21 protein-coding genes are annotated in these 21,774 nt (G+C 60.7%); 6 read left to right on the forward strand and 15 right to left on the reverse strand.

Annotated elements, in window-relative coordinates:
- From WCA85_RS04920 to WCA85_RS04935, 4 genes are all read left to right on the forward strand, one after another.
- A partial coding sequence (locus WCA85_RS04920; protein ID WP_424062043.1) for a single-stranded-DNA-specific exonuclease RecJ occupies nucleotides 1-848 on the forward strand: 848 nt, incomplete at its 5' end.
- A 52-nt stretch (nucleotides 849-900) separates the two neighbouring features.
- Nucleotides 901-2,005 (forward strand): peptide chain release factor 2 gene (gene prfB / locus WCA85_RS04925; protein WP_424062044.1). Its coding sequence is split into 2 segments (ribosomal slippage): nucleotides 901-981 and nucleotides 983-2,005, totalling 1,104 coding nucleotides; the frame shifts between segments, so codons are not numbered across the junction.
- A 213-nt stretch (nucleotides 2,006-2,218) separates the two neighbouring features.
- Nucleotides 2,219-3,745: a lysine--tRNA ligase gene (gene lysS / locus WCA85_RS04930; protein WP_424062045.1), complete on the forward strand. Its 1,527-nt coding sequence runs from the start codon at nucleotides 2,219-2,221 to the stop codon at nucleotides 3,743-3,745.
- Nucleotides 3,746-4,078: 333 nt separating this feature from the next.
- Nucleotides 4,079-4,819 (forward strand): glycine zipper 2TM domain-containing protein, encoded by a 741-nt coding sequence (locus WCA85_RS04935; protein ID WP_424062046.1) that lies wholly within the window; start codon nucleotides 4,079-4,081, stop codon nucleotides 4,817-4,819.
- Between the two features lie 134 nt (nucleotides 4,820-4,953).
- On the opposite strand, the gene iscX is transcribed toward WCA85_RS04935, so the two are convergent.
- The 12 genes from iscX to WCA85_RS04995 all read right to left on the reverse strand — a co-directional run bounded on the left by iscX (nucleotide 4,954) and on the right by WCA85_RS04995 (nucleotide 14,616).
- Nucleotides 4,954-5,151 (reverse strand): Fe-S cluster assembly protein IscX, encoded by a 198-nt coding sequence (gene iscX, locus WCA85_RS04940; RefSeq protein WP_424062047.1) that lies wholly within the window; start codon nucleotides 5,149-5,151, stop codon nucleotides 4,954-4,956.
- 15 nt (nucleotides 5,152-5,166) lie between these two features.
- Nucleotides 5,167-5,508 carry an ISC system 2Fe-2S type ferredoxin gene (gene fdx / locus WCA85_RS04945; protein ID WP_424062048.1) on the reverse strand — a complete coding sequence of 114 codons (342 nt, stop codon included), beginning with the start codon at nucleotides 5,506-5,508 and terminating at the stop codon, nucleotides 5,167-5,169.
- Nucleotides 5,509-5,632: 124 nt separating this feature from the next.
- A complete protein-coding gene (hscA, locus tag WCA85_RS04950) occupies nucleotides 5,633-7,504 on the reverse strand; it encodes a Fe-S protein assembly chaperone HscA (protein ID WP_424062049.1) in 1,872 nt (623 codons plus the stop codon).
- A 140-nt stretch (nucleotides 7,505-7,644) separates the two neighbouring features.
- Nucleotides 7,645-8,172, reverse strand: coding sequence for a Fe-S protein assembly co-chaperone HscB (hscB, locus tag WCA85_RS04955; RefSeq protein WP_424062050.1), 528 nt, complete (start codon nucleotides 8,170-8,172; stop codon nucleotides 7,645-7,647).
- A gap of 122 nt (nucleotides 8,173-8,294) precedes the next feature.
- Complete coding sequence (gene iscA / locus WCA85_RS04960; RefSeq protein ID WP_091014251.1) at nucleotides 8,295-8,618, reverse strand: iron-sulfur cluster assembly protein IscA; 324 nt, start codon at nucleotides 8,616-8,618, stop codon at nucleotides 8,295-8,297.
- Nucleotides 8,619-8,795: 177 nt separating this feature from the next.
- The gene (gene iscU / locus WCA85_RS04965) at nucleotides 8,796-9,212 is read right to left on the reverse strand and encodes a Fe-S cluster assembly scaffold IscU (protein ID WP_424062051.1); all 417 of its coding nucleotides are present in this window, start codon (nucleotides 9,210-9,212) and stop codon (nucleotides 8,796-8,798) included.
- 95 nt (nucleotides 9,213-9,307) lie between these two features.
- Complete coding sequence (locus tag WCA85_RS04970) at nucleotides 9,308-10,531, reverse strand: IscS subfamily cysteine desulfurase (protein ID WP_424062052.1); 1,224 nt, start codon at nucleotides 10,529-10,531, stop codon at nucleotides 9,308-9,310.
- A gap of 89 nt (nucleotides 10,532-10,620) precedes the next feature.
- Nucleotides 10,621-11,151: a Fe-S cluster assembly transcriptional regulator IscR gene (gene iscR / locus WCA85_RS04975; protein WP_424062062.1), complete on the reverse strand. Its 531-nt coding sequence runs from the start codon at nucleotides 11,149-11,151 to the stop codon at nucleotides 10,621-10,623.
- A gap of 124 nt (nucleotides 11,152-11,275) precedes the next feature.
- Nucleotides 11,276-11,773 (reverse strand): low molecular weight protein-tyrosine-phosphatase, encoded by a 498-nt coding sequence (locus WCA85_RS04980; protein ID WP_424062053.1) that lies wholly within the window; start codon nucleotides 11,771-11,773, stop codon nucleotides 11,276-11,278.
- 168 nt (nucleotides 11,774-11,941) lie between these two features.
- The gene (locus tag WCA85_RS04985; protein WP_424062054.1) at nucleotides 11,942-12,181 is read right to left on the reverse strand and encodes a hypothetical protein; all 240 of its coding nucleotides are present in this window, start codon (nucleotides 12,179-12,181) and stop codon (nucleotides 11,942-11,944) included.
- Between the two features lie 167 nt (nucleotides 12,182-12,348).
- A complete protein-coding gene (locus tag WCA85_RS04990) occupies nucleotides 12,349-13,761 on the reverse strand; it encodes a lactate utilization protein B (protein ID WP_424062055.1) in 1,413 nt (470 codons plus the stop codon).
- 132 nt (nucleotides 13,762-13,893) lie between these two features.
- Nucleotides 13,894-14,616, reverse strand: coding sequence for a (Fe-S)-binding protein (locus tag WCA85_RS04995; protein WP_424062056.1), 723 nt, complete (start codon nucleotides 14,614-14,616; stop codon nucleotides 13,894-13,896).
- A 190-nt stretch (nucleotides 14,617-14,806) separates the two neighbouring features.
- Between WCA85_RS04995 and WCA85_RS05000 the strand changes: the two genes are divergently transcribed.
- The gene (locus WCA85_RS05000; RefSeq protein ID WP_424062057.1) at nucleotides 14,807-15,613 is read left to right on the forward strand and encodes an IclR family transcriptional regulator; all 807 of its coding nucleotides are present in this window, start codon (nucleotides 14,807-14,809) and stop codon (nucleotides 15,611-15,613) included.
- Between the two features lie 139 nt (nucleotides 15,614-15,752).
- On the opposite strand, the gene pbpG is transcribed toward WCA85_RS05000, so the two are convergent.
- The gene (pbpG, locus tag WCA85_RS05005) at nucleotides 15,753-16,919 is read right to left on the reverse strand and encodes a D-alanyl-D-alanine endopeptidase (RefSeq protein WP_424062058.1); all 1,167 of its coding nucleotides are present in this window, start codon (nucleotides 16,917-16,919) and stop codon (nucleotides 15,753-15,755) included.
- An 802-nt stretch (nucleotides 16,920-17,721) separates the two neighbouring features.
- On the opposite strand from pbpG, the gene WCA85_RS05010 reads away from it, so the two are divergent.
- Nucleotides 17,722-18,294, forward strand: a complete 573-nt coding sequence (locus WCA85_RS05010) for a phasin family protein (RefSeq protein WP_424062059.1) — start codon at nucleotides 17,722-17,724, stop codon at nucleotides 18,292-18,294.
- A 381-nt stretch (nucleotides 18,295-18,675) separates the two neighbouring features.
- On the opposite strand, the gene lpdA is transcribed toward WCA85_RS05010, so the two are convergent.
- Together lpdA and WCA85_RS05020 are read right to left on the reverse strand one after the other, a co-directional pair.
- The gene (gene lpdA, locus WCA85_RS05015; RefSeq protein WP_424062060.1) at nucleotides 18,676-20,475 is read right to left on the reverse strand and encodes a dihydrolipoyl dehydrogenase; all 1,800 of its coding nucleotides are present in this window, start codon (nucleotides 20,473-20,475) and stop codon (nucleotides 18,676-18,678) included.
- Between the two features lie 306 nt (nucleotides 20,476-20,781).
- Nucleotides 20,782-21,774 (reverse strand): dihydrolipoyllysine-residue acetyltransferase (locus WCA85_RS05020; protein WP_424062061.1); only part of this gene is annotated, 993 nt, incomplete at its 5' end.

The raw sequence follows: 21,774 nt of genomic DNA on the forward strand, positions 1-21,774 counted from the left end.
GCCCACGGCTGAACGCGGCGGGGCGGCTATCGGACATGTCGCTGGGCATCGAATGTCTGACCACTGACGATATCGGCCGCGCGTGGGAACTGGCGCAGCAGCTCGATGGGATCAACCGCGAACGGCGCGAAATCGAAGCCGGCATGCAGCAACAGGCGCTCGAGGATCTGTCGAGCGTCGATCCAGCCGGCTCGGCCACCCTGACGCTGTTCAACGCCAGTTGGCACCAGGGCGTGATCGGCATTGTTGCAGGACGGCTGAAGGAAAAATTCCACCGTCCCGCCTTCACCTTCGCACCGGCCGATGAAACCGGCGTGCTCGCCAAAGGCTCCGGGCGTTCGATCCCCGGCTTCCATCTGCGCGACGCGCTCGATCTGATCTCAAAGCGCGAACCGGGCCTGATCGTCAAATTCGGCGGCCACGCGATGGCTGCGGGCATGACCCTCGCCGCAGCGGACGTGCCGCGTTTTACCGCCGCCTTCGAAGCCGTCGGGCGCGAATGGCTCTCGGCCGACGCGCTCGCACGCGTGGTCGAAACGGATGGCGATCTCGAAGACGCCTATTTCACGCCGCAATTTGTCGAAATGCTCGACGCCGCGGTATGGGGTCAGGGCTTCCCGGCACCGGTATTCTCCGGCGAATTCGACGTGGTTTCGCAAGCACTGGTGAAGGACAAGCATCTGAAGCTGCAACTGCTGCGTGGCCGGCAGCGTTTCAACGCGATCTGGTTCAATCACACCGACTCGCTGCCCGCGCGCACCACCATCGCCTACCGGCTGACAAGCGATACGTGGAACGGTGTATCGCGGGTGCAATTGATCGTGGAGCACGCGCTCACCTCCGGCTGACAGCCTCGATCGGCTATAATTTCCCCTTTTTACGAAGCTATAAAAGATCGACATGGAAGCGGAACGTCTCAACGCGATCGAAGCCTCTCTGGCCGACCTGCGCCGTCGCGCGGGCGAGCTACGGGGGTATCTTTGACTACGACGACAAAGCACTGCGTCTAATCGAAGTCAACCGGGAACTCGAAGACCCGAACGTCTGGAACGACTCGAAGCACGCCCAGGCCCTCGGCCGGGAAAAGAAGCTGCTCGATGACGTCGTCGGCAAACTCACGTCGCTCGACAACGATCTGCGCGATGCCCAGGACCTGTTCGGCATGGCGCGCGAAGAAAACGACGAGGACACCCTGGTCGCCTGCGAAAGCGATGCAGCCGGTCTGGAATCGCGCGTCGCCGATATGGAATTCCGCCGCATGTTTTCGAATCCGGCCGATCCGAACAACGCCTTCCTCGATATTCAAGCCGGCGCCGGTGGCACCGAAGCGTGCGACTGGGCCGCCATGCTGCTGCGCCAGTACCTGCGCTACTGCGAGCGCAAGGGCTTCAAGACCGAAGTGCTGGAACAGACCGACGGCGATGTCGCCGGCATCAAGAACGCCACTATCAAGATCGAAGGCGAATACGCCTACGGCTTCCTGCGCACCGAAACCGGCGTGCATCGTCTTGTGCGCAAGTCGCCGTTCGATTCGTCAGGTGGGCGCCATACGTCGTTCTCGTCGGTGTTCGTGTACCCGGAAATCGACGATTCAATCGAAGTGGACATCAACCCGGCCGATCTGCGCATCGATACGTATCGCGCGTCCGGCGCAGGCGGTCAGCACATCAACAAGACCGACTCCGCCGTGCGGATTACGCACATGCCGTCGGGCATCGTCGTGCAGTGTCAGAACGACCGCTCGCAGCACCGTAACCGTGCCGAAGCCATGGCCATGTTGAAATCGCGTCTGTACGAAGCGGAAATCCGCAAGCGTCAGGCCGAACAGGACAAGCTCGAAGCGGGCAAGACCGATGTGGGTTGGGGTCATCAGATCCGTTCGTATGTGCTGGATAACAGCCGCATCAAGGATCTGCGCACCAACGTGGAAATCAGCAATACCAAGAGCGTGCTCGATGGCGATCTCGATCCGTTCATCAGCGCCAGCCTGAAACAGGGCATCTAGGCGTAAAGCTCAAGCGGCGCGGCATTGTGTGTCGCGCCGTATCTTTTGACCGCCTGCCGCAGTTCTGACGCCAAGCTAGTTCAGGATTACCAGGATTACCAGGCGACCCACATGCAGTTCACCTGCACGCCGTTGAACCGGCTGCGCGCCAACTGAAGCGGGCCACCCTAATGCGGGCCACCCAAACGTGGGCCACTCGAACACCAGACCATCATGACCGAACCGATTCAGCCGAATGCGCTGCCCGAGGGCGACGACAACAAAATCATGGCCGAGCGCCGCGAAAAGCTGCGCGAGTTGCGTGAGCAAGGCGTCGCCTATCCGAACGACTTCCGTCCGACCCACCATGCCGGCGATCTGCAAAAGCAATACGCCGAGACGGACAAGGAAACGCTCGAAGCCAACCCGCTCGAAGTCGCCCTCGCCGGTCGGATGATGCTCAAGCGCGTGATGGGCAAGGCAAGCTTCGCGACCGTACGCGATGGCTCGGGTCAGATTCAGTTCTTCATCACGCCCGCTGACGTCGGTGAAGCCACTTACGACGCCTTCAAGAAGTGGGACCTGGGCGATATCGTCGCGGCGCGTGGCGTGCTGTTCCGCACCAACAAGGGCGAACTGTCGATCCGCTGTACCGAATTGCGCCTGTTGTCGAAGTCGCTGCGTCCGCTGCCGGACAAGTTTCACGGCCTGTCCGACCAGGAAATGAAGTATCGCCAGCGTTACGTCGACCTGATCGTCACGCCCGAAACGCGCGAGACCTTCGTGGCGCGTACCAAGGCCATGTCGTCGATCCGCAAATTTATGGCCGATGCCGACTTCATGGAAGTCGAAACGCCGATGCTGCATCCGATCCCGGGCGGCGCGGCCGCCAAGCCGTTTGTCACGCACCACAACGCGCTGGATATGCAGATGTTCCTGCGTATCGCACCGGAACTGTATCTGAAGCGGCTGGTAGTGGGCGGCTTCGAGCGCGTGTTCGAAATCAACCGGAATTTCCGTAATGAGGGCGTCTCCGTGCGCCACAATCCGGAATTCACGATGATCGAGTTCTATGCGGCGTACACCGATTATCACTGGCTGATGGACTTCACCGAGCAGCTGATTCGCCAGGCCGCCATCGACGCACGCGGCACTGCGAACATTACGTATCAGGGCCGGGAACTGGATCTGTCCAAGCCGTTCCATCGCCTGACGATCACCCAGGCCATCCAGAAGTACGCGCCGCAATACACCGACGCGCAATTGGCCGACAGCGCATTCCTGCGCACCGAACTGAAGAAGTTTGGTGTCGATGCATCAAAGCCGCAGTTCCTCAATGCCGGTGTGGGCGCATTGCAGCTGGCGCTGTTCGAAGAGACGGCTGAGTCGCAACTGTGGGAGCCGACTTACATCATCGACTACCCGGTCGAAGTGTCACCGCTCGCTCGTGCGTCGGACAAGGTGGCAGGCATCACCGAGCGTTTCGAACTGTTCATCACGGGCCGCGAAATCGCCAACGGTTTCTCGGAACTGAACGATCCGGAAGACCAGGCCGCGCGCTTCAAGAAGCAGGTCGACCAGAAGGACGCCGGCGACGAAGAAGCGATGTTCTACGACGCAGACTACATCCGCGCGCTTGAATACGGCATGCCGCCGGCAGGTGGTTGTGGGATCGGCATCGACCGTCTGGTCATGCTGCTGACCAACAGCCCGAGCATCCGCGACGTGATCCTGTTCCCGCATCTGCGCCGCGAAGACTGATCGGTTCGCGTCACGTCAATCGATTCGACGTCCGGTGCAACGCCGGGTGTCCGGCTGTCGAACTCGCCTCGCCGGTGTTCTGATGGCGCAGGCGAGGACGATGGTTTGTAACTATCGGTAAAAGCTCCGCGATATACCTCGCGGGCCCACGAAACCCTCCTCCCGCTCCGCCTGCGTGTTTCAAGCGCGACGGCACCTTCCCAATTTTTATCGCCTTGTCCGCCCCTGCTGCTCGCTCAGATTTGGTTACAACTTGAAACCTTGGCTTGAGCAAGCTGTCGGACACTATGTCTTAATAAAGTAAAGACGACTCTGCTTAGACGGAGGCACATCATGAGCAACCCAGACACACAACCACGCCGGATTCACCCGCTCGTCGCAACCGCGGCAGGCGCAGTTATCGTCGCGAGCCTCGCAGCCACCGCCGCCGTAACGGGCGTGTTCACGAAGGCGTCGAGCAGCAGCGAGCAGAACGATCAGACGCAAGCTGCTCAGGTTGCGTCGCAAGCGGTGGTCGATTCGGCACAACCCGCCAATCCGGCTACGTACGCGCAGCAGCAGCAACCACAGCCGGCACAATCCGCGCAACCCGCTGATGCGCAGCAGCAGGCGCAGGCTGCACCGCCTGCACCTGTGCCCGTCCCAGTCCCGGCGCCGGGCCAGCAGCAACAGCCCTATGCCCAGCAGCAGCCCGCGCAAGGCGGTCAATACGCACAGCAACCCGCACCGCAACCGGCCTATTGCGCGACTTGCGGCACGGTAGTAGCCATCTCCGAGGTACGTCAGGAAGGTCATGGCACCGGCGTCGGCGCGGTGGGTGGTGCGGTAGTAGGCGGCCTGGTCGGCAACCAGTTCGGCGGCGGCGTGGGCCGCGGCGCGATGACCGTGCTTGGTGCGGTCGGTGGCGGTTTCGCCGGCAACTCGGTCGAAAAGCATTTGCGAACCACGACGGCCTACTCCGTCCACGTGCGGATGGAAAGCGGCAAGAACCGTTACTTCACTTATCACGAAGCCCCGCCGTTCCAGCAAGGCGAGCACGTGCACCTCGAGAACGGTACGCTCGCGGCAGGTTAAGCCCGCGGCATGAGCTTGCTGGCAGCCCGCGTGCTGCCAGCAACTGCGCAAAGCGCCTCGGCTAGCGCAGAAACAAAAATGGCGATTCCATTGGAATCGCCATTTTTTGCTAACGAAAGAAACCCTCGCCCCGCTTAATAATCCGCGTCTTCGATCCAGGCTGCCTGGATCGCTTCGAGGATCTTTTCATTCGAACGGTTAGGGTCGTCATCGAAGCCGTCCAACTCTGTCACCCAGCGGTGCAGATCGGTAAATCGCACTTGCTGCGGGTCCACTTCCGAATGCTTGTCGGTGAGGGCCATCGCGATGTCTTGCGTGTCGGTCCACTTCATGGCTGCGCGCTCCTGTTAGTGATTTTCCTTCGCGTGATTGATCGAATAACGCGGAATTTCAACAACGAGATCCTGCTCGGCAGGCACCATGGCCTGACACGACAGACGCGATTCGGGTTCGAGCCCCCACGCCTTGTCGAGCAGATCGTCCTCGTCTTCCTCCGACGGCGTGAGCGCAGTGAAACCTTCACGCACGATCACATGGCACGTCGTACAAGCGCAGGACTTCTCGCAAGCGTGCTCGATTTCGATGCCGTGTTCCAACAGATTGTCGCAGATGCTCTTGCCCGGCACAGCATCGATTACCGCGCCTTCCGGACACAGTTCGACATGGGGCAGCACAACGATTTGAGGCATACGATTTCCGTTTAGTCTGAGGCACGGCAGCCGACGAACGGGCTGCGTACCATTTTACTGGTGGCGCGCGCGTTTTTGGCGCGCGCCACGTGATTCATTGCAGGGAGCCGCGCGGGGCGCCGGATCAGATCTCGTCGAGCTTGCGGCCAGCCAGCGCGCGACGAATTCCCTTGTTCATGCGGCGCGCCGCGAACTCGTCGGTACCTTCGGCCAGCGTTTTAGTCGCCGCTTCGATGGCGTCGACGTCGCTGCCTGGCGCAACCTCGCGCAACGCCGTCACCAGTGCATCGAGCGCCGCGCGTTCGCTTTCGTCGAGCAATTCGGCGTCGGCAGCGAGTGCGGCATCGGTCGCTTCGATCAGACGTTGCGCCTCGACCTGCGCTTCGCGCAGCGCGCGGGCGCGCATGTCGACTTCGGCCGTCGTAAAGCTCTCTTCGAGCATCTTCGCGATGTCATCGTCGGCGAGGCCATAGGACGGCTTGACGACCACCGACGCTTCCACGCCGGAAAGCTGCTCGCGGGCAAACACCGACAGCAAGCCATCCGCGTCGACCTGATAGGTCACACGGATGCGCGCCGCGCCGGCAGCCATCGGCGGGATGCCGCGCAACTCGAAGCGCGCAAGCGAGCGGCAATCCGCCACGAGTTCGCGCTCGCCCTGCACGACGTGAATCGCCATCGCCGTCTGGCCGTCCTTGAAGGTCGTGAAATCCTGCGCACGCGCGACCGGAATCGTCGAATTGCGCGGGATGATCTTCTCGGTCAGGCCGCCCATCGTCTCAACGCCGAGCGAGAGCGGAATCACGTCGAGCAGCAGCCAGTCGTCGCCATCGGCGCTGCGATTGCCGGCCAGCAGATCGGCCTGGATCGCCGCGCCGAGCGCGACCACCTGATCGGGATTCAGATTGATCAACGGCGGCTGGCCGAACAGCGTCTCCACTGCACGGCGGACCACCGGCATGCGGGTTGCGCCGCCCACCAGCACCACGCCCTTGATTTCCTTGGTCGTTACCTTGGCGTCACGCAGCGCCTTCTTCGTCGGTCCCAGCGTGCGCTGGACGAGCGCTTGCGTGATCGCTTCGAAGGTTACGTCGTCAATCGTAAGATCGAGCTTCGCGCCCGTGGAAAGCGTCGCTTCCAGCCTGGCTTGCGGGCCATCCGACAAGGCTTCCTTGGCGACCCGCACGCTATCCAGCAGCAGACGCACGTCTTCCGCAGCGAGCGTCTTCGGAGCGATCCCGGCCTCTTCGAGTACGTGCCGATACAGCGCATGGTCAAAATCGTCGCCGCCGAGCGCGGAGTCGCCGCCCGCTGCGAGCACTTCGAACACGCCCTTGGTGAGCTTCAGAATGGACAAATCGAAGGTCCCGCCGCCGAGGTCATACACGGCGTATAGGCCTTCTGAGCCGTTATCTAGCCCGTAAGCGATTGCAGCCGCCGTCGGTTCGTTGAGCAGGCGCAGGACATTCAGACCCGCCAGACGCGCCGCGTCCTTGGTGGCCTGGCGCTGCGCTTCGTCGAAATAGGCGGGCACCGTAATCACTGCGCCGACCAGATCGTCGCCGAGCGAGTCTTCCGCGCGCTGCCGCAGCGTGGCGAGGATTTCCGCCGACACTTCGACCGGGCTCTTTACGCCGTCGACGGTGCGAATCTGCACCATGCCCGGCGCATCCACGAAGTCGTACGGCGCGTTTTCGGCGCCTTCCACTTCGCTCTTGCCGCGGCCCATGAAGCGCTTGACGGAGACGATCGTATTACGCGGATCGCTCGCGGCTTCGGCCTTGGCCGTGCGGCCGATACGGCGTCCGCCCTTCTCCATGTAACGCACGACCGAGGGCAACAGCACATGGCCATCCGCGTCGGGCAACACGTCGGGAACACCGCTGCGCACTGCGGCGACGAGGGAATTGGTGGTGCCGAGATCGATTCCGACCGCGAGCCGCCGCTGATGCGGGGCGGGCGCCATGCCGGGTTCGGAGATTTGCAGTAAAGCCATCTGAGATCTTCTTCGGGGATCGTTCGGCCCCGTCCTGAATGGTTCGCGTTGCTGAATTGGGTACGTATTACGACGATTTAGCGTTCCACAGCGTTCTTTGGCGTGTCCAGCATCTACTGCGGCGCGCCAGGCTGCACAGCCTAGTCCTCAAGCCGTTCGATCTGCGTGCCGATTTCCGCCGCCACCCGCTCGATAAACATCAACTGACGCACTGCTTCGCCCGCCGCCTGGTTCACGCCGCTATCAAGCAACGCGCCAAGCTTCGTGAAGCGGACCTGCTCTTCGTCGCGCAGTTCGGTCAGCAAGGCATCGAGCGCGTCGACGTTTTTCGCCGCTGCCGCATCTTCGATTTCCTCGCGCCATTCCATCTGCTGCATCAGAAACGCCGGCTCCATCGCGGTGTTGTTCTCCGCGTCGACATCGATGCCGCGTAGCGACAGCAGATATCGCGCGCGCCTGAGCGGATCGCGCAAGGTTTGATACGCCTCGTTGGTCCGCGTTGCCCACTGCATCGCGATGCGCTTTTGCGCGTCACCTGCTGCGGCAAAGCGGTCGGGGTGAACCTGCGACTGCACCGTGCGATACGCGTGATCCAGCGTGCCGGCATCCAGCGTATATTGCGCCGGCAAATCAAACAGGTCGAAGTGGCTGTCGTTCAGCGAGGCCATGCAATCATGTTGTCCGTTTAAGGGGCGCATTCGGGGCGATCGCAACATCACCGCCAGCGCGACTTGAAATTAAAAAGGCGGCCCGCGCCGCCTTTTTTCCGCTTCACGCGGACTCAACGCACTCAGACGCGGAACGACTCGCCGCAGCCGCACTCGTCCTTCACGTTCGGATTATTGAACTTGAAGCCTTCGTTCAGCCCTTCGCGCGCAAAATCGAGTTCCGTGCCGTCGATATAGGCGAGGCTCTTCGGGTCGACAATGATCTTCACGCCATTGCACTCGAACACCTCATCTTCAGGTGCGAGCTCATCCACGTATTCGAGCTTGTAGGCCAAACCCGAACACCCGGTCGTGCGCACGCCCAAGCGCAGCCCGACGCCCTTGCCGCGGCGAACCAGGTACTTCTGGACGTGCTGTGCTGCCTTTTCGGTCAACGTAATTGCCATAGCGTTTCTCATTGGACAGCGCTGCATGTTTCACGCGCGCTGCCACCCTGCCTGCATCAAATATCGCCTATGCCCGGCAACGCGCTCATGCGACGCTGCCTGCTACCTTGCCTTGCTTCTTCGCGGCCTGTCCGCGGTTTACCCGCGGGCTTGTCCGCTCAGAGAGACGGTCTGCGCTTAAGCAGCGTGCTGCTTGTCGCCCACTTCTGCTTTTTCGCCGTGGCGCTGCTTGTAGTCAGCGACCGCTGCCTTGATCGCGTCTTCCGCGAGGATCGAGCAATGGATCTTCACCGGCGGCAGCGCGAGTTCTTCGGCGATCTGCGTGTTCTTGATCGACATGGCCTGGTCGAGCGTCTTGCCCTTCACCCATTCGGTGACGAGCGAGCTCGACGCAATAGCCGAACCGCAGCCGTACGTCTTGAACTTCGCGTCTTCGATAATGCCGTCCGCGCCCACGCGGATCTGCAGCTTCATCACGTCGCCGCAAGCCGGCGCGCCGACCATGCCGGTGCCGACTGCATCGTCGTCCTTTGCAAAGGAACCTACGTTGCGCGGATTTTCGTAATGGTCCAGAACCTTGTCGCTATAAGCCATGATTACACTCCTTGATTCGTTTCAACCTGCATTCGGTGCGATGTTTCGCGCTGTACTTGTCACAGTGGATGCGGCAGTCGCACAAACTTGCGCGCTTAGTGCGCAGCCCACTGGATCGTCGAAATATCGATCCCGTCCTTGTACATTTCCCACAGCGGCGACAGATCGCGCAGCTTCGAAATCTTGGTCTTCAGCAGGTTGATGACGTAATCGACGTCCTGCTCCGTCGTAAAGCGGCCCACCGTGAAGCGGATCGAACTGTGCGCCAGTTCGTCGTTGCGGCCAAGGGCGCGCAGCACGTACGAGGGTTCCAGCGAAGCCGACGTGCACGCCGAACCCGACGACACCGCGACATCCTTCACCGCCATGATCAGCGACTCACCTTCGACGAAGTTGAAGCTGATGTTCAGGTTGTGCGGCACACGCTGTTCCATGTCGCCGTTCACATACGTTTCTTCCATCTCCGACAGACCACGCAACAGACGGTCGCGCAGCATGCGAATGCGCTCGTTTTCCGTCGCCATTTCTTCGCGTGCGATGCGGAACGCTTCGCCCATGCCGACGATCTGGTGCGTAGCCAGCGTGCCCGAACGCATGCCGCGCTCGTGACCGCCACCGTGCATCTGCGCTTCGATACGGATACGCGGCTTGCGACGCACGTACAGCGCGCCGATGCCCTTCGGACCGTAGGTCTTGTGTGCCGAGAACGACATCAGGTCGACCTTCAGCTTTTGCAGGTCGATCACCACCTTGCCGGTGGCTTGCGCAGCGTCGACGTGGAAAATGATGCCTTTTTCACGGGTAATCTCGCCGATCGCCTCGATGTCCTGGACCACACCGATTTCGTTGTTCACCGACATCACCGACACCAGAATCGTGTCCGGACGCAGCGCGGCCTTGAACACGTCGAGGTCGATCAGGCCGTCGTCCTTGACGTCCAGATACGTGACTTCGAAGCCTTCGCGTTCGAGTTCACGGCAGGTATCGAGCACAGCCTTGTGCTCGGTCTTCACCGTGATGATGTGCTTGCCCTTGCTCTTGTAGAAGTGCGCGGCGCCCTTGATGGCCAGGTTGTCCGACTCGGTTGCACCCGAAGTCCAGATGATTTCGCGCGGATCAGCGTTGACGAGCGCAGCGACGTTCTCGCGCGCTTCTTCGACTGCACGCTCCGCGTCCCAGCCATACGAATGGCTGCGCGATGCCGGGTTGCCGAACTGCTCGCGCAGATACGGAATCATCTTGTCCACCACGCGCGGATCGACCGGGGTCGTGGCGCTGTAGTCCATGTAAATGGGCAGGTGGGGAATGTCGTTATTCATGAATCGCTCCGGGGGACATCATTGCTCTGGCTTTCGGGTTCTTCGTTGGGGCTCGCCGCTAGACCACGGCGTTATTGCACTAGCGCGCCCTATGAACCGGCCATATTAAAAACGGAATTCGGCCCTTTCGGCGCCACGCGGGCAGGCTCGACCACCGGCGCCTCGCTGCGACGGTCGCGCAGCACAGCCGGCGCCCCTTCGCGCGAGCGTTGCTGATCGACCAGATCTTTCAGGGAGACCGAATCCAGGTACTCGACCATCTTCTGGTTCAGGGTGGACCACAATTCGTGCGTCATGCAGTGGCCGTCGTGCTGCTTCGTGCCTTCGCAGGTGCCCTTGCCGCCGCATTGGGTGGCGTCCAGGGGTTCGTCCACGGCGATGATGATGTCCGCGACGGTCACGTCTTCGGCACGGCGGGCCAGGTTGTAGCCGCCGCCTGGGCCGCGCACGGATTCAACGATCTCGTGCCGCCGCAGCTTGCCAAACAACTGTTCTAGATAAGACAGGGAAATATGCTGGCGCTGGCTGATACCCGCAAGCGTCACCGGGCCCTGCTCCTGGCGCAATGCCAGGTCAATCATCGCCGTGACGGCGAAACGGCCTTTCGTGGTGAGTCTCATGATATGGGGGGCGCAATTCTCGACAAGTTTTGTCAAGTATAAATACATGAGCAATTTAGTCAAGTATCCCTATCGTGATGTGGGTCATTTGCTTAATTGCTTAAGGCCCACCACAGACGCTTGCTCACGGCGCCAATTGGGGATGCAAGGCGGCCAACAGACCGCGGCACGCGGCCTCGCACTGATCCAGCACCTGCTCGAAGCCTGCCGCGTCGCCAAAGTAGGGATCGGGCACTTCGCGCTCGCCGGCCCAGCGGTGATCGATTTCGGGTACGAATTCCATCAGCAGGCGAAGCTTGTCGCGCTGCTCTGGCGGGCAGATCTGCCGCAGGGCGGCGAGATTCGCGTCATCCATGGCAATCAGCAGATCGAAGCGCTCGAAGTCCGGCACGGCAATCTGACGGCCACGCAAAGCCGACAGGTCATAGCCCCGCTTGGCTGCGGCGCGCTGGGCGCGTTCGTCCGGCGCATCGCCGATGTGCCAGGTGCCGGTGCCGGCAGAATCGATGGCTATGCGCCCGTCCAGCTTTGCTTCACGCACCTGATGACGCATCACCCCCTCCGCGGTCGGGGAACGGCAGATGTTCCCTAGACAGACAAAACAGATGGAGATGGTTTTCATCAGAGCCTCGGGATGCAGCGCATCCAGCGACGGTAAGCAAGAAGTGCCGCGATTATACAAAGGCAGTGAAAATCGCGCCGGATACGTGTCACGCCCGCTTGGATGCATGGACAACGGGTGTTCGCACCCCCTCAGACGTTCAAGGTAGCGTTTGGCCAGAGCACTCGCTCAGGACACTTCCGGCGTCGGCATCGCGACCACAGGAGGCATGCGTTTGACCGGCGCAGCCGCGTCGCTGCCCACGAACCCGTACGACACTGTGCGCGCCAGTTCCGCGCTCAGTTGATCGGCCGCGAGCGGCTGTTGCGCGACCCGCGACGTGGTCTCGCTGCTGACGTACAGATAGGCTGCCGCTGCGAGCGGCATGAATAAGGCCAACGGCCAGTACACCAATATTTTCTTTTTCATGATGTCGTTCTCTTCCGATTGAGGCACCCGGAGCTTGTGACCCACTATGCCAAGTCCAAATGATATAGAACGAATCAATCGGGAAAAACCCACCCCCGTGTGATACAGCGTTGCGTGGGAGTCAATAGTGAGGGGTGGTTCGTACGAGCCAGGTCCCCGCTGCGCGCCTATCCGAGGTGACTGCGCTGCGCCGCGTAAAGCTCGCGGAAGGTTCGCCCGACTGGCGCCGGCAGGTCCCGTGTGTTGGTCCATCCCGCAGCGAGCGGCAAACGTGCGATGGCGCGCTTGCGCCCGCCCATCGTTTCGAGCACACGGACGGCCAGCTTGGTGAACAGCGCGTAGGCGTCCGGGTGCAGCGCCAGAAAGCCCCATACAGCCAGCCCTGCCCGCTCGCGCCACGGACGCAGGCGGCGCTCCAGCTGCTTTTCGCGCAGCTTGCGCAGCAGATCGGACAACGGAATGCCGACCGGACAGACGCTGTTGCACTCGCCGCACAGCGTGGCCGCCTGCGGTAGATCGAGCGCGCGGTCGAGCCCCACGTAACTTGGCGTCAATACGGAGCCCATTGGCCCTGGATATACCCAGCCGTAGGTATGCCCGCCCACCTTCTGGTATACCGGACAATGATTCATGCAAGCCCCGCAGCGGATGCAGCGCAGCATCTCCTGGAAGTCGCCGCCGATCAGCCCGGTGCGGCCACCATCGACCAGCACCACATACATATGCTGAGGACCATCCTGATCGTCGGCGCTCCGCGGTCCGGTCAACAGGGAGAAATAGTTTGACGTGGCCTGGCCGGTCGCCGAGCGCGGTAGCAAACGCATCGCGGTCGCAAGGTCCTCAAGCGTAGGCAGGACCTTTTCGATCCCGGTCACCGCCACGTGCACGCGCGGCATCACCGTACACATGCCCTCATTCCCCTCATTGGTGACAAGCGCGACCGAGCCCGTCTCGGCCACCACAAAGTTGCCGCCGGTCACGCCCATGTCGGCCGTCATGAAGTGCGGGCGCAATACCTCGCGCGCCTCGCGGGTCATGTCGGGAATCTCGGTCAGCCGCGGCCTCTGGTGCGTTTTAGCAAACAGGTCGGCGATCTCGTCTTTGTCCTTGTGGACGACGGGCGCAATGATATGACTCGGCGGCTCACTGTCGTTGATCTGCAGAATGTACTCACCGAGATCCGTTTCGATAGACTGCACGCCCATCTGGCCAAGCACTTCGTTCAACTGCATTTCCTCGGTGACCATCGATTTCGTCTTGATCACCTTCTTCACATCGTGCCGACGCGCGATATCCGCCACCAGCCGGGCCGCCTCCTGGGTCGTTTCCGCAAACAGCACGGTCACCCCGCGCCGCGTGGCCTCGCGTTCGAAGGTCTCGAGCCACACATCGAGATTCTCAAGCGCGCGATTGCGGCGCTCTTTGAGCGCGGCGCGGGTGGCGTCAAAATCGATCGCGGTGATCGCACTCGCGCGCGCGGAAACGAATTTCGTCGACAGCTTGGTGAGGTTCTGTTGCAGGCGTTGATCCGCGAGCTTCTCGCCCGCGCGCGCTTTGAACTGCATGGTTTGAACTTGCATGGCGGCCTTTGCGTTTTCCATGTATGACGGCGCTTCAGGCACCGCCGCATGAGGCTAAAACGGCTTCACAGTATTTTTGCGGCAGCTTCTTCAATGCTTGATCAAGACGTGATCCGTAGATCCGGGAACGCGCTACGCGTCGCCGGCAAGCACCTGCGCAATGTGAAGCACGCGCGTCGTCGTGTCGCCCTGACGGCGCAACCGCCCTTCAATATTGAGCATGCAGCCGAGGTCCCCGAGTACAACGGCGCCCGTGCCGCTCGCGCCGATGTTCGCGCATTTTTCATCGACGATCGCCGTCGAGATGTCTCCATACTTGACCGCGAAAGTGCCGCCGAAACCGCAGCAATGTTCGCAGTCCTTCATCTCCGTGAGCGCCACACCCGCTTGCGCAAGCAGCGCGCGCGGCTGCGTCTTGACGCCTAGTTCGCGCAAGCCCGAGCAGGAGTCGTGATACGTGACCGGGCCCGCGAACTCGCCCGGCGGCAATTCCACCTTCGCCACGTTCACGAGGAAATCCGTCAGTTCATATACCTTGGGACGCAGCCGGCCAAAGCGGCTCATCATCTGCGGATCGTCCGCGAAAAGATCGCCATAGTGCACCCGGATCATGCCGCCGCACGACCCCGACGGCACGACGATGTAGTCGAACTGCTCAAACTCCCGCAGCGTCTTTTCTGCCAGATCACGCGCAATGCCGCGCTCGCCGGAGTTGTAGGCCGGCTGGCCGCAACAGGTTTGCGCGGGTGGCACGACGACCTCGAAGCCTGCGCGCTCGATCAGCTTGATCACCGAGAAGCCAATTTCGGGACGCATCAGGTCAATCAGGCAGGTGACGAACAATCCGACTCGCATGGGCGCTCCTTCGGGAAAACGTCCCTGATTATCCGCTGTTTACCGAACAATACCAACGCTGTACGCGCCCCAAGGCGCTCTTTTCCAGCGCGGCGTCGAATTCGAATCCCGCTTCCAACAGCGTTCGCTTTTTTCACAATACGATATACAATCAATTCTCCGCTGTCTGACGCGTCAACCGATTTCCCCCATGAGCGACACGAACCCGGATCCCAAGACTTCGATCCAGGTGATCGAACGTATGATGCGCCTGCTGGATGCACTGGCTGCGCATAGCGACCCGGTCAGCCTGAAAGAACTCGCATTGCGCACGGAGCTGCACCCCTCCACCGCCCACCGCATCCTGAACGACATGGTGACGTGCCGTCTCGTCGACCGTTCGGATCCCGGTACTTACCGTCTCGGTATGCGGCTGCTCGAACTCGGTAATCTGGTCAAAGCGCGCCTGTCTGTGCGCGACGCGGCGTTGACGCCCATGCGGGAACTGCATCGGCAGACGGGCCAGACGGTCAACCTCTCGGTGCGTCAGGGCGATGAGATCGTCTATATAGAACGTGCCTATTCCGAGCGCTCCGGCATGCAGGTGGTGCGCGCAATTGGCGGACGGGCGCCGCTGCATCTCACGTCGGTGGGCAAGCTCTTTCTCGCCGCGGACGAATCGACGCGGGTTCGCGCTTACGCGACCCGCACGGGTCTGTCGGGACACACCCAGAACAGCATCACCGATCTCGGCAAGCTCGAACGCGAGCTGAGCCACGTGCGTCAGCAGTCCTGTGCGCGTGACAACGAAGAACTGGAACTCGGCGTGCGCTGCATCGCAGCCGGCATCTACGACGACACCGGCAAGCTGGTTGCGGGTCTTTCGCTGTCGGCGCCGGCCGACCGTCTGCAGGACTCCTGGCTTAGCCAGCTCAGCAAAACAGCGCTGGTGATTTCCGCATCGCTCGGCTATCAGCCCGAAACGCCGCCTGGGCACGGGCATGCACAACACGCCTGAACGAGCGAGCGGCTAAACGCCTCTCATGGAGGCACGGCGAGTGTCGCCAATCCCGCTAGCGCCGCAAATAGAAAAAGCCCCGCAGACGTGGGGCTTTTCGTTTTGATGCCAGCCGGCCAAGTGGGCCGGTGCGAATCGCTCAGGTACCGGTTGCGTCGGCGCTGGTGATGTGTTGATCGCCACCGTTGTCGAGCCACGTACGCAGGCGCGTTGCGTCTGCGAAGCGCGAATACTTGCCCGACGAATCGAGCAGCACCACGATCATCGGACGACCGTGAATGGTCGCCTGCATGACGAGACATTCACCCGCTTCGTTAATGAAGCCGGTCTTTTGCAGACCGATGTCCCACGTCGGGTTACGCACCAGCGCATTCGTGCTGTTATAGGCAATCGAACGCTTGCCGGTGTACACCTCATAGCTACGATCCGTCGAAAACTCGCGGATCATCGGGTACTGGTACGCAGCGTTGACCATCTTCACCAGGTCACGTGCGCTCGACACGTTCTCACTCGTCAAACCCGACGGGCTTTCGAAGTGGGTGTCGGTCATGCCGAGTTGCTTGGCCTTCGCGTTCATTGCAGCGATGAAGGCCGGACGGCCGCCGGGGAAGTAACGCGACAATGCTGCGGCCGCGCGGTTTTCCGATGCCATCAGCGCGATGTGCAGCATATCTTCACGCGAAAGCACCGAACCGACCGACAGGCGCGACCCGGTATTCTTGATGTAGTCACGGTCTTCGTCCGTCACTTCGATCTGCTCGGTCAACGCGGCCTTCGAGTCCAGCACCACCATCGCCGTCATTAGCTTCGAGATCGAAGCAATGGGTACGACAGCGCGCGAGTTCTTGTCGAACAGCGTCTCACCCGTATTCTGGTCGATCACGTAGGCGACGCTTGAGCGTAACGCAAGGCCGTCTGGTGAGTCATGCAGACCAAAAGCCTGCCCAACCGAGGCTTGGCGCGGTTCGAACGCGACCTGGCGCACCACCGAGTGGCGGCGACCGTTCATCGTGTACGAAACGCGGTGCCGGCGGGTTTCGACCTTGGGCGCGTCGTCGGTCGCGGCCACGGTGTTCGCGGCTTTAGATGACTTGGCAGCCACTGCGGCGCCCGTCTTCTTCGCCGACCTGGCGGTCTTGACGGATTTTTTGCTGGTTTTGGCGGGGGCAGTATCCGCCGCCGCCGCGAAAGCGTTCACGGGCGCAGCAAACGCGGCTGCGATGACCACCGAGGCGGCCACCGACACAGCGGTGCTGAGGGCTACGCCATGGATCACTTTGAGCGACGAAAACATGTCGGTTTTCATTGGTGTTCTATCAGGGGCGGCGAAAGTTTTACGCAAGTGTAGTAAAACCACGAAAAATTAGCAATATTAAGCACTTATCGACACTCTTTAAACCGGCTTGTAAGATCCGATCGCCAAAGGCCTATAGGTTTTGCAAACCTGATCGAAAAAAACGATCAGCTTAGCAGATGTTCAGCGAAGCCGTGATGCACCGGATTCGGGCAATCCTCTCAGCATAACGGCAATTTGAAAACAACCTTGATCAGGGGAAATACGGTCGCTGCACGGGTCGCGAAACCCGCACTGCCATTGCACAGCGGCGTTTTCCCGGGCACAGCGACGCATACGACGACTGTCGGATGACCGCCAGGCTATTAAGTACCCACTGTCATCAGACCGTCGCGCATTCGACCGAGATGCAGCATTAACGTTCAGTGACACATTCCGGTTTACATGGATTGCCTCGTCGAACGCAGAAAACTTCTGAATTCTGTCAGAAGCTTCTGCTTGCGCTCCGCTGCTGAAACGAAAACAGCACATTTTTCCGAGTAATAAATACCGATTTATTGAGCACCGACATGGTGCTACGGTCGTTTCGGCATGTCTAATGTATGAGGCGTTTGCCTCATAACACCTTGATTTATTGACAATTTCCAGGCATTGTGCGACGCACAAAAAGTACTTGACATTCGTCGCCATCATCCTAAAATGACACTCATTGCTGCGATGCACCATACATCGTTGCCCGAAGTGTGATTCACAAAGTCTTGCCATTAACCCAACGCGGGCCGCACCAGACGGACCGCTATCCAGGAGCGTAAACATGACTCTGCTGACCCCTGAGCAAATCGCCGCAGCACAGAAAGCCAACTTCGACACTTTCTTCGGTCTGACCACCAAAGCTTTCGAAGGCATCGAAAAGCTGGTCGAACTGAACCTGCAAGTCGTGAAGTCGACGCTCGCGGAAAGCCAGGAAAACGCACAACGGGCCCTGTCGGTTAAGGACGCCCAGGAATACTTCTCGCTGCAAGCCGGCCTCACGCAGCCGATGTCGGAAAAGGCGCTGTCGTATGGCCGTCACGTGTATGAAATCGTATCCGCTACGCAAGCTGAATTTGCCCGCGTCGCTGAAGCGCAGTACGAAGAACAGAACCGCAAGGTGCAATCGCTGGTCGACAACGTCGCCAAGAATGCTCCGGCCGGCTCGGAAACCGCAGTCGCTGTGATGAAGTCGGCAATCACCGCCGCCAACACCACGTACGAAACGGTTCACAAGGCAACGAAGCAAGCTGTCGAAATCGCTGAAAGCAACTTCAACGCGGCCGCTACGGCAGCGTCGAAGGCAGCCACGCAAGCGGCTGCTCAAGCTTCGCGTTCGGCGAAGAAGGCTGTTTAAGGTTTTAACGCTTCAAGTATCGACGCACGCCGGTTGGCTCGACCGACCGGCGGTATCGCAGCAACAGTGCCGTGCAGCGTGGCGTCCAACCCGCTCACTGCCTGGCCCGACGCTCCGATACGTTGAACAGCGTATCGTTTGCCCGGCCAACGCCGGGATTTTTTTGTCTGACTGGTTGAGGCTCAGCCAGCCTAGCAATTCAACGAAACGCGCTGTTGCCCTGCCCCGCTGCAAATAAAAATGGCGCGCCCCGCAAAGGGCGCGCCATTTTTTTGTTTGGCGTATCGGGTTCACGTCATTGGATTGACGTCATTGCTCCCAAGCCGGACTCCATTCTTGCAGGCGCGCTCGCACCTGGATGGCACGAGCGCCCTTGCCGCGTTACTTCTTTTTCTGCGGCGGCAGGTCCGTACAGACGCCTTCGTACAGCTCGGCGGCCATGCCGACCGATTCGCCGAGCGTCGGATGCGGATGGATGGTCTTGCCGATATCCGTTGCGTCCGCGCCCATTTCGATCGCAAGACACACTTCGCTGATGAGGTCGCCGGCATTCAGACCCACAATGCCGCCGCCGATCACGCGATGCGTTTCCTCGTCGAAGATGAGCTTGGTAAAGCCCTCGTCGCGGCCATTGGCAATCGCGCGGCCAGACGCAGCCCACGGGAACACGGCCTTGCCGTACTTGACGCCTTCGGCCTTCAACTGGTCTTCGGTCTTGCCGGCCCAGGCCACTTCCGGATCGGTGTACGCCACGGACGGAATCTGCAGCGCGTCGAAGTAAGCCTTCTCGCCATGCGCAGCTTCAGCGGCCACGTGACCCTCGTGCACGGCTTTGTGCGCGAGCATCGGTTGACCGACGATATCGCCGATGGCGAAGATGTGCGGCACGTTGGTGCGCATCTGCTTGTCGACATCGATAAAGCCGCGATCCGTCACCGCAACACCGGCCTTGTCCGCGCCAATCTTCTTGCCGTTCGGGCTGCGACCCACCGCAACCAGCACGAGGTCATAGCGTTGCGGCTCAGGCGGCGCTTTCTCGCCTTCGAACGTCACGTAAATACCGTCGTCCTTGGCTTCTGCCGCAGTCGTCTTGGTCTTCAGCATGACGTTAGCGAAACGCTTGCTGTTGAACTTCTCCCAGACCTTGACGAGATCGCGGTCGGCGCCGGCCATCAGACCGTCCAGCATTTCGACGACGTCAATCTTCGCGCCAAGCGTCGAATACACCGTCGCCATTTCGAGACCGATAATGCCGCCGCCGATCACCAGCATGCGCTGCGGAAGCTGACGCAGTTCAAGCGCACCGGTTGAATCGATCACACGCGGGTCTTCCGGAATGAACGGCAGCTTCACCGCTTCCGAGCCGGCGGCGATGATGGCCTGCTTGAACTTGACGACCTTCTTGCCGCCTTCCGTCACGACTTCCATGTGATTCGGGTCGACGAACGCGCCGTTGCCGGTGACGACTTCGACCTTGCGCATCTTGGCCATGCCGGCGAGACCACCGGTGAGCTTCTTGACGACGCCCGACTTGAAGTCGCGCAGCTTGTCGAGATCGATTTGCGGCTTGCTGAACGTGATGCCGTGTGCGCCGAGCGCCTCGGCTTCATCGATCACGAGGGCCGTGTGCAACAGCGCCTTGGACGGAATACAGCCCACATTCAGACAGACGCCGCCGAGCGTGGCATAACGCTCCACGAGCACGGTTTTCATGCCCAGGTCAGCCGAACGGAACGCTGCCGAGTAACCACCTGGACCCGAACCGAGCACGAGCATGTCGCATTCGATATCGGCGTTGCCGGAGAAGCTACCCGCTTGCGGAGCGGGGGTGGCGGCCTTAGGTGCAGCAGGCGCAGCTTGCGGTTTCGCTTCGGCCTGAGCAGGCGCCTTTTCGGGCTCTTTAGCGGGAGCCTTGGGTGCATCTTTGGCCGGAGCCGCGTCCGCCGATGATTCGACGAGCGCGATTACGGTACCTTGCGAGACCTTATCGCCGGCTTTGACGCGCACTTCCTTGACCGTGCCGGCGGTATCGCTGGGCACTTCGATGGAAGCCTTGTCCGACTCGAGCGTCATGAGAGCCTGTTCGTTCTCGATGACATCGCCCGGCTTGATATTGACTTCGATGACGTCGACATCCTTGAAATCACCGATGTCCGGCACCTTCACTTCGACGAGACTCATAGTGTCCCCTTCTCTTATTGATCGTTGACGAGGGAGCGCAAAAAAACAAACTGCCAAACCCGGGCCTAAAAGCTGGCAGCGCGGCGGACAGAAGCATCCTTTGCCGTCCGCCCAAGGACGCACCTTTCTTTTGCCTACTTTTCTTTGGAAGACGCCCCGCAGGAAGTGCCCTTGGGGTACAAAGAAAAGTAGGTGCCGCCCCGCACAGGGGTGACGCTAATAGACCGACATGAAAGCAGGTTCAACGAGGGAGATGGATGACCACCAAAATCCACCTCCCCCAGGCGCTCGTGCGACATCAACACATCAAAGAATCACACGCCGGAAATCGGCAAGAATCGCACCCAGATACGCATTGAAGCGCGCAGCTTCAGCCCCATCGATGACCCGATGGTCATACGACAAAGACAGCGGCATGGTCAGCCGAGGCACAAACTGCTTCCCATCCCAAACCGGCTTCATCGCGCTGCGCGACAGACCCAGAATGGCCACCTCAGGTGCATTGATGATCGGCGTAAAGTGCGTGCCGCCAATGCCGCCCAGTGACGAGATGGAGAAACATCCGCCTTGCATCTGATCCGGCTTGAGCTTGCCTTCGCGTGCCGCCTTGGAAAGATCAGCCATTTCCCTGGCGATATCCACAAGGCCCTTCTTGTCCGCATCGCGAATCACCGGCACCATCAGACCATTCGGCGTATCTGCAGCAAAACCCACGTTGTAATACTGCTTGAACACGAGGTTATCGCCGTCGAGGCTCGCATTGAACGTCGGGAATTTCTTCAGGGCCGACACCACAGCCTTGATCACGAACGCCAGCATCGTGAACTTCACGCCAGCCTTTTCGTTTTCCTTGTTCAGTTGCACACGCAGCGCTTCGAGTTCGGTGATATCCGCTTCGTCGTTGTTCGTGACGTGCGGGATCATGACCCAGTTGCGATGCAGGTTCGCGCCGGAAATCTTCTTGATACGCGAGAGCGGCTTCGGATCGACCGGACCGAACCTGGTGAAATCCACCTTCGGCCACGGCAGCAGATTCAGCTCGCCACCACCACCGCCGCCAGCAGCCGGAGCCGCAGCAGGCGCCGCACGCTGACCCGTCATCACACCCTTGACGAAGCCGGTGATGTCATCCTGCGTAATCCGGCCTTTCGGGCCTGTACCCTGCACGCGCGACACGTCGACGCCCAGCTCGCGAGCGAACTTGCGCACCGACGGCGAAGCGTGGCTAGCCTTACGCTCACCGCCTTCACCAGCCGGAATCAGCGGTGCCTGGGCGAGCGCGGACGGCGAAGCCGGTGC

Origin of the sequence: Paraburkholderia sp. (assembly GCF_049581445.1) — a bacterium.
Classification (GTDB): Bacteria; Pseudomonadota; Gammaproteobacteria; order Burkholderiales; family Burkholderiaceae; genus Paraburkholderia.